Below are 13,544 nucleotides of genomic sequence, written 5' to 3'. Positions count from 1 at the left end.
AGCCACTGGACCACCGGAGCCGTCCAGAGTCCCGCCCATTAAAATCCGCACGTCAGGGCTACCGCACCGCCGTCAACAGGAGCCGCACCCCCATGGCCGAACACCCCGCCTACCCCGTAGGCCTCCGCCTCACCGGCCGCCGCGTGGTCGTTCTCGGCGGCGGCCAGGTCGCCCAGCGCCGCCTCCCGGCGCTGATCGCAGCAGGCGCGGACGTCTTCCTGGTGTCCCCCTCGGCCACCCCCTCCGTCGAAGCCATGGCGGACGCCGGCGAGATCACCTGGCAGCGGCGCCGCTATGAGGAAGGCGACCTCGAGAACGCCTGGTACGCCCTCATCGCCACCGGTGACACGGAGGCGAACACCCGGGCGTCCGCCGAGGCGGAGCGCCGCCGCGTCTGGTGCGTCCGCTCCGACGACGCCGACGAGGCGACGGCCTGGACCCCCGCCACCGGCCACAGCGAGGGCGTCACGGTCGCCGTCCTCACCACGGACGCCAAGGGGCGCGACCCCCGCCACACCGCCGCCATCCGCGACGCGGTCGTGGAGGGACTGCGCGACGGCACACTCGTCGCCCCGCACCACCGCACCCGCACACCCGGAGTCGCCCTGGTCGGCGGCGGCCCCGGCGACCCGGACCTGATCACGGTCCGCGGCCGCCGTCTGCTCGCCGAGGCGGACGTCGTCATCGCGGACCGCCTCGGCCCGCGCGACCTCCTCGCCGAACTCCCGCCCCATGTCGAGGTGATCGACGCGGCGAAGATCCCCTACGGTCGCTTCATGGCCCAGGAGGCCATCAACAGCGCGCTGATCGAGCACGCGAAGCAGGGCAAGTCGGTCGTCCGCCTCAAGGGCGGCGACCCGTACGTGTTCGGCCGCGGCATGGAGGAGCTCCAGGCCCTCGCCGAGGTCGGCATCCCCTGCACCGTCGTCCCCGGCATCTCCAGCTCCATCTCGGTCCCGAGCGCGGCCGGTATCCCCGTCACCCACCGCGGCGTCGCCCATGAGTTCACCGTGGTCAGCGGCCATGTCGCACCCGACGACGAGCGCTCCCTGGTCGACTGGCCGTCCCTGGCCAGGCTGACCGGCACGCTGGTGATCCTGATGGGCGTCGACAAGATCGGAAAGATCGCCGAGACGCTCGTCGCCCACGGAAAGCCGGCCGACACCCCTGTCGCCCTGGTCCAGGAGGGCACGACGGCCGCCCAGCGCCGGGTCGACGCGACCCTCGCGACGGTCGGGGAAACGGTCCGTACCGAGGACGTGAAGCCCCCGGCGGTCATCGTCATCGGCGAGGTCGTGAAGGTCGGCCCCACGGCCGCCGCGCCCCGCGAGTAACCCCGGGTAACACAAACCGTACCGAGCCGTTGGCACCGCACCCAGGACAAGGCAGTATCACCCTGTGGCCGATCTCATCACCGTCGAGGATCCCGACGACCCGCGCCTCTCCGACTACACCGGCCTGACCGACGTGGAGCTGCGCCGCAAGCGCGAACCCGCCGAGGGCCTGTTCATCGCCGAGGGCGAGAAGGTCATCAGAAGGGCCAAGGAAGCGGGCTACGAGATGCGGTCCATGCTGCTCTCGGCCAAGTGGGTCGACGTCATGCGCGACGTCATCGACGAGCTCCCGGCCCCGGTCTACGCGGTCAGCCCGGAGCTGGCCGAACAGGTCACCGGCTACCATGTGCACCGGGGCGCGCTCGCCTCCATGCAGCGCAAGCCCCTGCCCACGGCGGCCGACCTCCTGAGGACCACCCGCCGTGTCGTCATCATGGAGTCGGTCAACGACCACACCAACATCGGCGCGATCTTCCGCTCGGCGGCGGCCCTCGGTATGGACGCGGTCCTGCTCTCCCCGGACTGCGCCGACCCCCTCTACCGCCGCAGCGTGAAGGTCTCCATGGGCGCGGTCTTCTCCGTTCCGTACGCCCGTCTGGACACGTGGCCCAAGGGCCTGGAGTCGGTCCGCGAGGCCGGCTTCACGCTAATCGCCCTCACCCCCGACGAGAAGGCCCGGCCTCTCGACGAGGCCGCCCCGCACACCATGGACCGCGTGGCCCTGATGCTCGGCGCCGAGGGCGACGGCCTGTCCACCCAGGCCCTGGTCGCCGCCGACGAGTGGGTCCGCATCCCCATGTCCCACGGCGTCGACTCCCTCAACGTCGGCGCGGCGGCGGCCGTCGCCTTCTACGCCGTGGCCACCGGACGTCCCCAGGCATAGGGCCTGTCGTTCGGACCACGCCGGTGAGCGGGGCTGACAAGCTGCCGCCGATTCCCTGCGACCCCAGCCAGACGACAGGCCCTGGGGACAACGCCGAGGCCGAGCCGGGCGAGGTCGCCGAGGCGCGTCAGCCGCGCGTAGTACCGTCCGGCCGCGCGGGGACGTCGCCCACCGGCTGCGACCGATGGACCTGCTGCTCCCGTACGCCGCCTCCGTCGCCGCCGAGTCCCCTCGCGGGGCCCTGACAGCCCTGCACCAGGGCGATGCCGATCGCCACCAGCAGCGTGACCACGACGAACACGAACAGCCGCTGACGCAGCAACCGTGGGTTGGCGGGCCGCAGCCCGGTCCCCGTTCTGGACGGACGCCCGGTACCGCTGTGCGGGGCGGGGCGGCTGCCGCTGCCCGACCGGGTCCCGTTGCGCCCGGTGGGCGTCGGCCGCGCCCCGGACCGCGCCGACGCGCCGCGGCCGCGCGCCGGAGTCCTGCCGCGGTTGGCGCCACCCGCCTGCCGGTTCCCGTTCCCGCTTCCCGCGGGCCGCGCTCCGCCCCGGGCGCCGGCTCCGCCCTGGGAAGCCGAACCGTCCGCGGCCGGAACCCCGTCCCGGGACTGGGAGGAACCCCGCGGTGGGGGAGTGCCCCGGCCCCGCTGCGCGCCGGCCCCCGCCGAGCCCTGCTGTCCCTGCGGACGCCGGGCCCGCTCGGGGTAGGTGTCGACGGGCCGATCGGTCTCGGCGCCGCGTGGCGCGGGCGGCCGTACCCCGGCGAGGTCCTGTGCCTCCCGGGCCGCGATCTCCTTGAGCCGCAGCGACAGTTGGAGCGTGCTGGGCCGCTCCTCGGGGTCCTTCGCCAGACACGCCCGGACGAGCGGAGCCAGCGCGTCGGGCACGCCGTGGAGCTGCGCCTCCTCGTGCACGACGCGGTACAGCATCACCTCGGAACTGCCGTGCCCGAACGGTGAGTCGCCCATCGAGGAGTACGCGAGCGTGGCCCCCAGCGAGAACACGTCCGTGGCAGGAGTGACGGCCGCCCCGCGCACCTGCTCCGGGGCGAGGAAGCCCGGCGAGCCGACCGCGGTGCCGACGTGGGTGAGCGTCGAGGCGCCGGTGGCCCAGGCGATGCCGAAGTCGATGATCCGCGGTCCCTTCGGGGACAGCAGGATGTTGGACGGCTTCAGGTCCCGGTGCACCACCCCGGCCTCGTGCACGGCGACCAGGCCCTCCGAGAGGGCGGCCCCGACAGCCGCGACATCGGCGGCGCCGAGCGGTCCCTCGGCGGCGATCTTGTCGTGCAGGGAGGGGCCCGGTACGTACTGTGTGGCGAACCAGGGCCGGTCCGCATCCAGGTCCGCGGCCACGAGCCGGGCCGTGCAGCCGCCGCGGATCCGCCGCGCCGCCGAGACCTCACGCGCGAAGCGCGAGCGGAACTCCTGATCCTCCGCCAGGTCGGGGCGGATGACCTTGAGCGCGACCCGTTGCCCCTTCTTGTCGGAGCCCAGGTAGACCACGCCCATCCCGCCCGCGCCGAGCCGTCTGTGAAGCCTGAACGAGCCGACGACGCGCGGGTCCTCGCGCCTCAGGCGCATCATCGCCATGTTCATCCCCGCTGCCCGGTCCTGTGACGAGCCACAGCTTACGTTTCCACGGCCGCCCACGCGCAGAGGCCGCGCCCTCTCACAGTGATGGATTGTCAGTGGTGGGTGGGAGACTTGAAAGGTGGTCAGGGAGGGCGCGAAGAGGCGGACTTCGCGTGGCGAGTGATCCCAACCGCCCGTCGCAGAAGGGGGATTGGTCCTGTGAAGGGTGATCGTGTGGAGATAGTCGTGGACGCGGGGGACACGACGCGCACGTACGAGGTCATAGCGAGCAGGGCGGGCCGCAGGGTGGAGACGGCGGTTCGTCGAGGTGTCGTGGAAGTGAGCGAAGTCACGCGAAGCGGGACAGTCGTGCGTACGGCCCGCTTCATGGCGAACCGGGTGCTCGCGCTGGTGGAACAGCCGATTCCGAGGGAGGAGAGCTCGGACAAAGCGGGGTGATCCAGGCGTCCCGTCGGGGAAGACCCTGAGACCCGGCTCGGCGTCTCCACCCAGGGGAGTACATCGCAGGTGGCGGCTCATCCTCCGGGAGGCCCGGCAATCGATACGAGGGCATGACGCCCGAGGAGGGCCGGACACCTAGATTTGAGGTCAAGCGGCGGGTGTAGCACTCGTCCCCCGAGGTCAGACGCCCGCCGCTGCCAACGACAACTGAGAACGGTCAGGAGAGGGACCATGGCCCACACGGCACCGCGGACGCTGGTCCGCACGCGGGAGCGCAGTACGGGCCGCCGCCACCCCCTGGTGGCGACGCTGATGGCCCTTCCCCTGGCGGTCCTGCTCCTCCTCGTCTTCGACGGGTGGGAGACAGTGGCCACACAGGCGTCGTCCGTGGGAGAGATGCTGGGGCGCTGAGCGGCGACCCCAGGCCCGGAAGAGCGGTCCGGGCGGGGACATCCACCCATGAAACCCCGTGGGGACGGGGGTGCGGCGGACGGCAAAAATGCCGGCGCAGCTGGGGAGCTGCGCCGGCATTGCTTTTCCCAGCCGCCCCACCTTCTCAGCCGCGGGCATGCGTGCGGCCAGGGGCGGCACGAGTGGGCGGTGGGGGTCCCCCCCGCTCGAGCGAAGCCGAGAGTGGGGGAGGCACCCCGCTACGCCGGGCTGCGGACCCACCCGGCACCGGCACCAACGCCGAGCACCTGAAGCCGACCATCCCCTACGGCCCTGCCTCACCTCCACGTACCCTCACCGTCGTGACCCCCGCCCCCCTCCTGGCCGACCTCACCGCCAAGGCCCGAGCAACCGCCCACGCCCGCTCGACGACCTGCCCCTGCGGCGCGGCCACCCTCGCGGACGGCCACGACGCGACGGTCGTCCGCCACGCCGGAATCGTCGCGAAGGCCCACCCCCCGGAGTCCGGCCCCACCGAACTGACCAGCCGCCTCGAGGTGGCCACTCGCCACCCCGAGATCCTCCTGGCTCCGCTCACTCCCACCCCGGCCGACCTGCACGGCAGACTCGTGACGTGCTGGCCGTACGGAACTCCCGTGGACCCGGACGACCCGGACGCCGCTCCCTGGGAAGCGGCCGCCACACTCCTCGCCCGGCTTCACCGCACGCCAGCCCCCGACGGCCTCCCCACCATGCGAGGCCCCGCCAAGGCGGCCCGGGCCGTCGGCAAGCTCCGGAACGCCGGCCCGCACCCTGCCGCCGCCCCCGTGCTGCGAGCCTGGGATACCCTCCCCGCCTGGGCCCGTGCCGAGGCCCCGATGCCGGACACCCGCACCCTCTGCCACGGCGACCTCCACCTCGGCCAGCTCATACGCCACCCCGCCTCCGACGGCCCCTGGCTGCTGATAGACGTCGACGACCTCGGTGTCGGCGTCCCGGCCTGGGATCTCGCCCGCCCTGCGGCCTGGTACGCCTGCGGACTGCTCCTGCCCGAGGAATGGGCCCGGTTCCTCGCCGCCTACCGGGAGGCCGGCGGCCCGGCCGTACCCGCCGACGGTGATCCCTGGCCCGCTCTCGACGTCCCCGCCCGCGCCCTCACCGTGCAGACAGCGGCCCGGGCCGTCGTCAAGGCGGCCGCGGCCGGCCGCGCTCTGGACGAGGTCGAGCAGTCCGTCGTGGACGCCTGTGACCGAATGGCTGCCCTCCCGCCGCAGTTGGCACAGGAGCACGCGAAGTAGGGTGCAACCGACCATGGCGGGACAGAGTCTGTCCTGGCGAGACGCGAAGCAGGACCGACCGGCGAGGAGTTGAACCACCATGCAGTGTCCAAAGTGCCGTGCGCCCATGCACACGTACAACCGCAACGGTGTCCAGATCGAGCAGTGCAGCGGCTGCCGCGGGATCTTTCTCGACTACGGCGAGCTGGAGTCGCTGACCCGCCTGGAGTCCCAGTGGTCCCAGGGCGCGCCGCCGCCCCCGCCCGCCCCGCAGGCCTACCCCGCGCCGCCGGCCCCCGCCTGGGGCGCCCCGCACGGCGGCCACGGTCATCACGGCGGCCACGGCCACCACGGTCACCACCGCAACAAGGGCTTCGGGCACATGCTGTTCTCGTCGTGACACGGGTGTCGTGACCCGCGTCGCGACACGCGCGTCACGGCACGACAAGAGCCCCCGGCCGCGAACGGCCGGGGGCTCCGGTGTGGTGTGGACGATACTGGGATTGAACCAGTGACCTCTTCCGTGTCAGGGAAGCGCTCTCCCGCTGAGCTAATCGTCCTCGGGACCATGACCACTCGCTGCGGCGGATCATGGGCACTGCGTGCGCGATACTGGGATTGAACCAGTGACCTCTTCCGTGTCAGGGAAGCGCTCTCCCGCTGAGCTAATCGCGCGGGTTCGGATCTTCGAGCAGATCCAGTGGACGATACTGGGATTGAACCAGTGACCTCTTCCGTGTCAGGGAAGCGCTCTCCCGCTGAGCTAATCGTCCTTGGAGGTGGAGACGGGATTTGAACCCGTGTAGACGGCTTTGCAGGCCGTTGCCTCGCCTCTCGGCCACTCCACCAGGAGTGTAGGGGGCCGGGAGCCCCCTGTTCCTGCGAGCGGACGACCAGGTTCGAACTGGCGACCTCAACCTTGGCAAGGTTGCGCTCTACCAACTGAGCTACGTCCGCTTGTCGTTTCCGGCCCGCTCTCGCGGCCCGGCGACGTGTTGAACTCTAGCGGATTCCGGGGCCAGCACAAAAACGCGTTTGTGCAGCGTGCTGCGCTTCCCCTGCTCAGGGATGCCGCGGAGCCTCCGGAAGGGACATCCTCCGGTCACCCCCAGGACACCGCCATAGACTCGACTGCGTGTCCGAGCTCCCTCCTCTGACCCGCTTCGGCGACCGCGTCGCCACCGGGCTCCTCGACGTCACCGATGATCCCGAAGCCCTGGAATCCAGCGGTTTCTGGGCCGTCTGCGCCGACTTCGAGGGCCGTCTGACCTGCGCCCGCTTCAGGGAGGTGCGGGAGCGGCCCGTGCCCGCCCCCGTACCCGGCGCATGGCGCGCACCGGCGGCGGACGACTGGACGTCCTCGCTCGACCACGCCGCGTACACGGCGGCCGTACGGCGGATCCGCGAGCACATCGCGGCCGGCGAGGTCTACCAGGCGAATCTGTGCCGGGTACTGTCCGCGCCCGTCGCGCCGGGCGCCGACGTGGACGCCCTCGCCGCGCTGCTGGCCCGCGGCAACCCGGCGCCGTATGCGGGAACGATTCGCCTGCCCGGGCACGGAGTGGAGATCGCCACCGCGTCACCCGAACTGTTTCTGCGGCGTGACGGGCGGGTCGTCGAGTCCGGACCCATCAAGGGCACCGGCCGCACCGAGGCGGACCTGCTGGAGAAGGACTACGCCGAGAACGTGATGATCGTGGACCTGGTCCGCAACGACATCGGGCGGGTCTGCGCCACCGGCAGTGTGACGGTGCCCGATCTGTGTGCCGTCGAGAAGCATCCGGGGCTGGTCCATCTCGTGTCGACCGTCCGCGGTGAGCTGGGGGAGGGGGCCGGCTGGGCCGAGCTGCTCGGGGCGGCCTTTCCCCCCGGATCAGTCACCGGCGCGCCCAAGTCGAGCGCCCTGCGGATCATCGAGGCGCTGGAGACGGTGCCCAGAGGGCCGTACTGCGGGGGGATCGGGTGGGTCGACGCCGACCGGCAGGTCGGAGAGCTGGCCGTCGGGATCCGTACGTTCTGGATCGACCGGGAGGACGGCGTGTTGCGCTTCGGCACCGGTGCCGGCATCACCTGGGGCTCGGATCCCGAGGGGGAGTGGCGGGAGACCGAGCTGAAGGCCGCCCGGCTGCTCGCGATAGCGTCGGGAGGGTACGAGGTGAAGGGAGAGGACCTGACGTGAAGATCTGGCTCGACGGCAGGCTGCAGGACAGCGAGTCCGCCCGCGTCTCCGTCTTCGATCACGGACTGACCGTGGGCGACGGCGTCTTCGAGACGGTGAAGTCCGTGGACGGCAGACCGTTCGCGCTCACCCGGCACCTCGACCGGCTGACCCGGTCGGCGCGCGGCCTCGGCCTGCCCGACCCGGACCACGAGGAGGTGCGCCGCGCCTGTGCCGCCGTCCTCGGGGCCGACCCCGCGCCGCTCGGCCGCCTGCGGATCACCTACACCGGCGGCTACGGCCCGCTCGGTTCCGACCGCGGCGAGCACGGCCCGACCCTCGTCGTCGCCCTCGGCGCGACCCACCGGCGCCCCGACTCCACCGCCGTGATCACGGTCCCCTGGACCCGCAACGAGCGCGGCGCGCTCACCGGTCTGAAGACCACCTCGTATGCCGAGAACGTCGTGGCCCTCGCCCGTGCCCGCGAACAGGGCGCGTCCGAGGCCCTGTTCGGCAACACGGCGGGACAGCTCTGCGAGGGCACCGGGTCCAACGTCTTCGTCGTCCTCGACGGCGAGATCCACACCCCGCCGGTCGCGTCGGGCTGTCTCGCGGGCATCACGCGCGCGCTGGCGATCGCATGGACCGGCGCCCGGGAGACCGATCTGCCGCTGGACGTGCTGGAACGAGCCGACGAGGTCTTCCTGACATCCACGCTGCGGGACGTGCAGGCCGTGCACCGCGTCGACGACCGTGAGCTGCCGGGCGCGCCCGGCCCGGTGACCGCCAAGGCCATGCGGATCTTCGACGAGCGCTCCGGGCACGACCTCGATCCCTGACAGCCCCCGCTTATTCGGCTGAACCGGGGCCTGGTTGCGGGTAGAACACCCCTGATGACCACGACCCTGCGGCCGACCGAGCCGCTTCAGGAGAACCCCGACGGGACGCGCTCACGCCGCTTCCAGGTGTGTGTGAACAGCCGTCCCGTAGGAGCGATACACCTCGGCACGCATCCCGTGTTCGGGGACACGGTGGCCCGGATCATGAAGCTGCGCATCGAGGAACCGGACCGCAGACGCGGCCGGGGCACGGTGGCCGCGCTCGCCGCCGAGGAGGTGGCGCGCGGCTGGGGGTGCCGGCGCATCGAGGCGATAGTGCCCGCCGAGGCCGAGCCGGCGTTCCGGCTCGCCACGGCGCTCGGCTACGTCGTGCGCAACCGCGTCATGGAGAAGCCGCTCGGTGACACCCCGCCGGAACTGCCGCACGGCAGCCGGGCCCGGCCCATGACGGAGGCGGAGTTCGGCCCGTGGCTGGAGAAGGGCAAGGAGGACTACGCGCGGAGCTGGATCGAGCGGGGTGTGCCGGAGGCCGAGGCCTGGGCCAAGTCGGAGCGGGACCACGCCGCCCTGCTGCCCGGCGGCCTCGCCACTCCCGGCATGCCCGTGAGCGTCCTGGAACACCAGGGGATACGGGTGGGCACACTGTGGCTCGGGGTGCGCCAGGACAACGCGTTCGTCTTCGACGTCGAGACCGAGTCCGCCCACCGGGGGAAGGGGCACGGCCGCACCCTGATGCTCCTGGCCGAGGCCCAGACGATCGCCGAGGGCAGACGGACCATCGGCCTCAACGTCTTCGCCGGCAACACCCCGGCCGAACGGCTCTACGCGTCCCTCGGCTACGAGAATCAGCAGTACGCCATGTACAAGCCGCTGGTGTAACGGCCGGGCGGGGGCCGGGTCAGCCCTGCTCCTGCCCGGCCAGCAGTCGGTCCGCGATCTCCTCGATCCGCTCGCGCAGCCCCTCCTGGCTCTTGCCGCCGTCGAGTCGCCGGCCGTCGATGACGTAGGTCGGGGTGCCGGTCACGCCGATCGCCTTGCCCTCGGCCTGGTCGGCGTCCACGATCAGGATGTGCCGGCCGTCGATCAGCGCGGTGTCGAACTCCTCGGCGTCCAGGCCCAGTTCGCTGGCCACCTCGACCAGGAAGGGTTCCCCCTTACGGGCCAGCTCCTCCACCCGTCCCAGCAGGGCCTCGGCGTACGGCCATCCCCGGCCCTGCTCCCATGCCTCCTCGGCGGCCTGGGCGGCGGCGAAGGCGTGCTTGTGCTTCTCCAGGGGGAAGTGCCGCAGCCGCACCTCCAGACGGTCGCCGTAGCGGGCGCGCAGCGATTGGAGGTCGTCCAGTGCGGTGCGGCAGTCCGGGCACTGGAGGTCGCACCAGATCTCGAGGACGGGGGCGGTGGACGGGGCAGGGGAGGAGTCGCTCATGCCGACAGTCTTCCAGCCCGTGCACCTGCACCGGCACCTGCGGAGGAGGCGACCCGGAGATCTCCCTGATGTAGGGGCGAGGCATGGCCCGCCGGGGTGCGGCGGGTGCAGGATGGAAGGGACGAAGTGCCCCTGCCCGACCGCGCCACGCCTGGAGGACCGGATGATTGCCGAGACCGTCTGCTCCGCCGTGTCCGCGGCAGGCCTGGGCATTGCGGCCATCACGGCGTATCGCAAGCGTTTCCTCGCCGCGGCCCGTATCGCGGCGTACTCGCTCGTGCCGATCGGCCTGGTGATGACGGGAGTCGTCGAATGGCTGGCCGACACCGCGTTCAGCCCGACCGCCTGGGCGGGCTTCGGGGTGCTGGGCCTCGCGTGGGCGCTGTTCGCGACCACCCGCGTCGTGGAGCGCCGCCGCGGCGGCACCCGCAAGGAGCGCAGGGCGGCCCGGGCGGCGGCGCAGCCCGAGGCGGTGGCCCCGGCGGCATCGGCGCCCTCCCTGGGGCAGGGCGGGCAGGGCTCCCGTCCTGCCTCCCGGCCCGCGGCGGCGTCCCGGGGAGAGGACGACTTCAGCGACATCGAGGCCATCCTCAAGAAGCACGGCATATGAGGCCGGCCTCGTGCCGGACTGAATCGTCACAGTGGGTCTGTGGACGCGCGGAAATGATCACAACCTGAACCGGACCTCACGGAATCAGCGCACTCCCGCACGGAACGAGGGCGCTGATCGCGCCTGGCGGGGCGGCTGCGCCATCATCACCGCGAGATGCTGGACACGACGAGACAGAGCGACCCCGCGCCGCCGCAGGACGAGCCACGTGGTTGTCTCTTCGCCCTTTCCCAGCCACCGCTGATGATCTTCCTTGCGGTGATCGGGTGTCTGCTGCTCATGGCCTCGTTGCACGATCTGCTGTGGCTGTGAGCCGTACCCGCGGTACCCGGCGTCACCCGCCGGGGCCGCGTCGGCATCGATGAGTCTTCTGAGCCCCGCGTCCTCCCGGGGCGGCTGTCAGCCCGCCGCCTCCCTGCGGCGCGCCCGGTACGCGGCCACGTGCAGGCGGTTGCCGCAGGTGCGGCTGTCGCAGTAGCGGCGGGAGCGGTTCCGGGAGAGATCGACGAAGGCACGGCGGCAGTCGGGCGCCTCGCACCGCCGCAGCCGCTCCTGCTCGCCGGCGACCACGAAGAACGCCAGCGCCATCCCGCAGTCGGCCGCCAGGTGGTCGGCGACGGAGGCGCCCGGTGCGAAGTAGTGCACATGCCAGTCGTAGCCGTCGTGGTCCGTGAGCCGGGGGGTGGTGCCGGCGGCCGCGACCAGCTCGTTGATCACTCCGGCGGCGGCCCTGGCGTCGGGGGCGGCGAAGACGGCGGCGAACCGCCCGCGGATCTTCCGCACCGCGGAGAGGTCGAAGTCCGAGAGCACGCCGACGTCGCTGATCTCGTGGTTGCCCACGAAGTCCGTGAGTGTCGCCACGTCCGCCAGCCCGTCCGCTGCCGTGTCGTCCTCCGGTGCGGTGTTCACCAGATCGACCACGGTGTCGAGGGCGCACCGGGTGTCGTGGGTGATCAGCACGATTCGCTCCCTGGCCTGAGGGTCGGGCAGGCGCCCGCCGATGCTGGCCGATGGTAATGGCTCCGCATCCACCGGACGGCCCTCATGCCCGCACATGGCTTCGAATAGAACGCCGCCGGGCCCGTCATGGTTCCCGCTTACCGACAGTGACAACGACCGTCCCCGTCGCCTCCCCGATCTCCCCGCCGGCACACATGGACCGGCGCCGGCTCCGCGTGATCCGCGGTGCCGACGCCGGTGTATCCCGTATGCGGTTGTCCAAGCCCGAGCCGTCTCCCCGAGTCGACGGCGCCGGGCGGCTTTGTGAGGGCCTCGCCCTAGCTTTCCGCCAGGATGTGCGAGAGCTCCTGATCGAGGTCGAAGTGCCGGTGCTCCGTGCCGGGCGGCACGGCGGCGTCGGTCCGCTTCAGGAAGGACTCCAGGGCCCGTGCCGGGGCCTCGAGCAGGGCCTCGCCCTCCGGTGAGCTCAGGGCGATGCACACGACGCCCTGGCCGTGACTGCGCGACGGCCAGACGCGGACGTCGCCGGTGCCGGTAGGGCGGTGAAGCCCCTCGGCGAGGAGGTCGCGGGCGAACACCCACTCGACGGTCTCCTCGGCTCCGGTGTGGAAGGTGGCGTGCACGGCGTAGGGGTCGGCCGTGTCGTACCGCAGGCCTGCGGGGACAGGCAGGGAGGACTCGCTCGACACAACGAGGCGCAGGTGCAGCTCGCAGCTGACCGTGGTGTTCATAAGCGCCAGGGCCTTTCGCTCAGTGTGCGCTCGGGGATTCGCACGTCGGCGAAATCGACATGCCACCTACGGTGCCGTTGTAAACCCCTCTGAGTGTTTTGCGTGCCTTTACGTAACTCTTCCGGCCGAGAGATCGTTCGCGTCGTGCGTCCATTCCGGTGACTGGTTTCGCTCGGGTAGTGTTTGGCCGTATGAATACGGGGAGTAACGAGCCGGGCGAGGTGGCCGTGGCGTCGGACGAGACGGGGACGGACGAGGTGCACAGCGAGCAAGAGCGGGGGCTTGGCTCGCGGGCACCGGAATTCATCAAAGCGCGCCGGGCGCTGCACGTGAGCTGGCAGGTCGGGGTTTTCATCATCGGGCTCGCGGTCGTGGTGGCCGGCATCATCATGCTGCCCCTGCCCGGGCCGGGATGGGTCGTGATCTTCGGCGGTATGGCGATCTGGGCGACCGAGTTCGTGTGGGCCCAGCTGGTGCTCCGCTGGACCAAGCGGAAGGTCACCGAGGCGGCGCAGCGCGCCCTCGACCCCAAAGTGCGGCGCCGGAACATCATCCTGACGACCGTCGGGCTGGTGATCGTGGCCGTACTGGTCGGTATCTACCTGTGGAAGTTCGGCATAGTCATGCCGTGGAAGATCAAGGACCAGTGAGTCGCGCGGGGGTGCCGGTGCCGGCCTCGCGCTGGTCACAGGCACCCCCTGACATGGGGTAATGTTCTTCCTGCGTCCGGGCGATTAGCTCAGTGGGAGAGCGCTTCGTTCACACCGAAGAGGTCACTGGTTCGAACCCAGTATCGCCCACCTGGATCGGCGGCCCACCTGCGATAGAGCAGGTGGGCCGTTGTCGTTGTGTTGCCTGACGCCGGGTGGGGGGCGGGGCCGCGCCGGGGGGTGTCCGT

16 protein-coding genes and 6 tRNA genes are annotated in these 13,544 nt (G+C 71.6%); 13 read left to right on the top strand and 9 right to left on the bottom strand.

Going from position 1 to position 13,544, the window contains the following annotated elements; genetic code table 11:
* The first annotated feature begins 92 nt into the window (after positions 1-92).
* On the top strand, positions 93-1,334 hold the full coding sequence (gene cobA, locus ACIBK5_RS19205) for a uroporphyrinogen-III C-methyltransferase (RefSeq protein WP_399021047.1): 1,242 nt from the start codon (positions 93-95) through the stop codon (positions 1,332-1,334).
* A gap of 64 nt (positions 1,335-1,398) precedes the next feature.
* Positions 1,399-2,217, top strand: coding sequence for a TrmH family RNA methyltransferase (locus ACIBK5_RS19200; RefSeq protein ID WP_399021046.1), 819 nt, complete (start codon positions 1,399-1,401; stop codon positions 2,215-2,217).
* A 127-nt stretch (positions 2,218-2,344) separates the two neighbouring features.
* On the opposite strand, the gene ACIBK5_RS19195 is transcribed toward ACIBK5_RS19200, so the two are convergent.
* A complete protein-coding gene (locus ACIBK5_RS19195; protein WP_399021045.1) occupies positions 2,345-3,817 on the bottom strand; it encodes a protein kinase in 1,473 nt (490 codons plus the stop codon).
* Positions 3,818-4,012: 195 nt separating this feature from the next.
* Between ACIBK5_RS19195 and ACIBK5_RS19190 the strand changes: the two genes are divergently transcribed.
* The 4 genes from ACIBK5_RS19190 to ACIBK5_RS19175 all read left to right on the top strand — a co-directional run bounded on the left by ACIBK5_RS19190 (position 4,013) and on the right by ACIBK5_RS19175 (position 6,322).
* Positions 4,013-4,252: a hypothetical protein gene (locus tag ACIBK5_RS19190; RefSeq protein ID WP_399021044.1), complete on the top strand. Its 240-nt coding sequence runs from the start codon at positions 4,013-4,015 to the stop codon at positions 4,250-4,252.
* Positions 4,253-4,486: 234 nt separating this feature from the next.
* Complete coding sequence (locus tag ACIBK5_RS19185; RefSeq protein ID WP_382837771.1) at positions 4,487-4,666, top strand: hypothetical protein; 180 nt, start codon at positions 4,487-4,489, stop codon at positions 4,664-4,666.
* A gap of 341 nt (positions 4,667-5,007) precedes the next feature.
* On the top strand, positions 5,008-5,943 hold the full coding sequence (locus tag ACIBK5_RS19180; RefSeq protein ID WP_399021043.1) for a phosphotransferase family protein: 936 nt from the start codon (positions 5,008-5,010) through the stop codon (positions 5,941-5,943).
* A gap of 79 nt (positions 5,944-6,022) precedes the next feature.
* Complete coding sequence (locus ACIBK5_RS19175) at positions 6,023-6,322, top strand: zf-TFIIB domain-containing protein (protein ID WP_193480248.1); 300 nt, start codon at positions 6,023-6,025, stop codon at positions 6,320-6,322.
* An 88-nt stretch (positions 6,323-6,410) separates the two neighbouring features.
* Here the strand turns inward: ACIBK5_RS19175 and ACIBK5_RS19170 are convergent.
* The 5 genes from ACIBK5_RS19170 to ACIBK5_RS19150 form a co-directional block, all read right to left on the bottom strand.
* Positions 6,411-6,482: transfer RNA gene (locus ACIBK5_RS19170), tRNA-Val, on the bottom strand.
* Between the two features lie 43 nt (positions 6,483-6,525).
* Positions 6,526-6,597, bottom strand: a tRNA-Val gene (locus tag ACIBK5_RS19165).
* A gap of 26 nt (positions 6,598-6,623) precedes the next feature.
* Positions 6,624-6,695, bottom strand: a tRNA-Val gene (locus ACIBK5_RS19160).
* A gap of 1 nt (position 6,696) precedes the next feature.
* Positions 6,697-6,770, bottom strand: a tRNA-Cys gene (locus ACIBK5_RS19155).
* A 36-nt stretch (positions 6,771-6,806) separates the two neighbouring features.
* A tRNA-Gly gene (locus tag ACIBK5_RS19150) sits at positions 6,807-6,879 on the bottom strand.
* A gap of 178 nt (positions 6,880-7,057) precedes the next feature.
* On the opposite strand from ACIBK5_RS19150, the gene ACIBK5_RS19145 reads away from it, so the two are divergent.
* Genes ACIBK5_RS19145 through ACIBK5_RS19135 form a run of 3 tightly spaced genes read left to right on the top strand, consistent with a single transcriptional unit; the run spans position 7,058 to position 9,798 of the window.
* Positions 7,058-8,101, top strand: a complete 1,044-nt coding sequence (locus ACIBK5_RS19145) for a chorismate-binding protein (protein ID WP_399021042.1) — start codon at positions 7,058-7,060, stop codon at positions 8,099-8,101.
* Entirely contained in the window at positions 8,098-8,919 is an 822-nt protein-coding gene (locus ACIBK5_RS19140) for an aminotransferase class IV (protein WP_399021041.1), read from the top strand. The genes ACIBK5_RS19145 and ACIBK5_RS19140 overlap by 4 nt, the downstream gene beginning before the upstream one ends.
* A gap of 54 nt (positions 8,920-8,973) precedes the next feature.
* A complete protein-coding gene (locus ACIBK5_RS19135; RefSeq protein WP_399021040.1) occupies positions 8,974-9,798 on the top strand; it encodes a GNAT family N-acetyltransferase in 825 nt (274 codons plus the stop codon).
* Positions 9,799-9,817: 19 nt separating this feature from the next.
* Here the strand turns inward: ACIBK5_RS19135 and ACIBK5_RS19130 are convergent, their stop codons facing one another.
* A complete protein-coding gene (locus ACIBK5_RS19130) occupies positions 9,818-10,345 on the bottom strand; it encodes a DsbA family protein (protein WP_399021039.1) in 528 nt (175 codons plus the stop codon).
* 163 nt (positions 10,346-10,508) lie between these two features.
* On the opposite strand from ACIBK5_RS19130, the gene ACIBK5_RS19125 reads away from it, so the two are divergent.
* Both ACIBK5_RS19125 and ACIBK5_RS19120 read left to right on the top strand, forming a co-directional pair.
* Positions 10,509-10,955 (top strand): hypothetical protein, encoded by a 447-nt coding sequence (locus ACIBK5_RS19125; protein WP_399021038.1) that lies wholly within the window; start codon positions 10,509-10,511, stop codon positions 10,953-10,955.
* A gap of 156 nt (positions 10,956-11,111) precedes the next feature.
* Positions 11,112-11,267, top strand: a complete 156-nt coding sequence (locus tag ACIBK5_RS19120; protein WP_382497674.1) for a hypothetical protein — start codon at positions 11,112-11,114, stop codon at positions 11,265-11,267.
* An 87-nt stretch (positions 11,268-11,354) separates the two neighbouring features.
* Here the strand turns inward: ACIBK5_RS19120 and ACIBK5_RS19115 are convergent, their stop codons facing one another.
* Positions 11,355-11,915, bottom strand: coding sequence for a CGNR zinc finger domain-containing protein (locus ACIBK5_RS19115; protein WP_399021037.1), 561 nt, complete (start codon positions 11,913-11,915; stop codon positions 11,355-11,357).
* 317 nt (positions 11,916-12,232) lie between these two features.
* Positions 12,233-12,646: an SsgA family sporulation/cell division regulator gene (locus ACIBK5_RS19110; RefSeq protein WP_004002642.1), complete on the bottom strand. Its 414-nt coding sequence runs from the start codon at positions 12,644-12,646 to the stop codon at positions 12,233-12,235.
* A gap of 191 nt (positions 12,647-12,837) precedes the next feature.
* On the opposite strand from ACIBK5_RS19110, the gene ACIBK5_RS19105 reads away from it, so the two are divergent.
* The gene (locus tag ACIBK5_RS19105; protein WP_399021036.1) at positions 12,838-13,296 is read left to right on the top strand and encodes a TIGR02611 family protein; all 459 of its coding nucleotides are present in this window, start codon (positions 12,838-12,840) and stop codon (positions 13,294-13,296) included.
* Positions 13,297-13,374: 78 nt separating this feature from the next.
* Positions 13,375-13,446: transfer RNA gene (locus ACIBK5_RS19100), tRNA-Val, on the top strand.
* Positions 13,447-13,544: the final 98 nt, after the last annotated feature.

It is taken from the genome of Streptomyces sp. NPDC050546, from assembly GCF_044457425.1.
GTDB lineage: Bacteria > Actinomycetota > Actinomycetes > Streptomycetales > Streptomycetaceae > Streptomyces.
The sequence above is the reverse complement of the archived record's forward strand: the minus strand, read 5'-3'. Positions and strand labels throughout refer to the sequence as shown.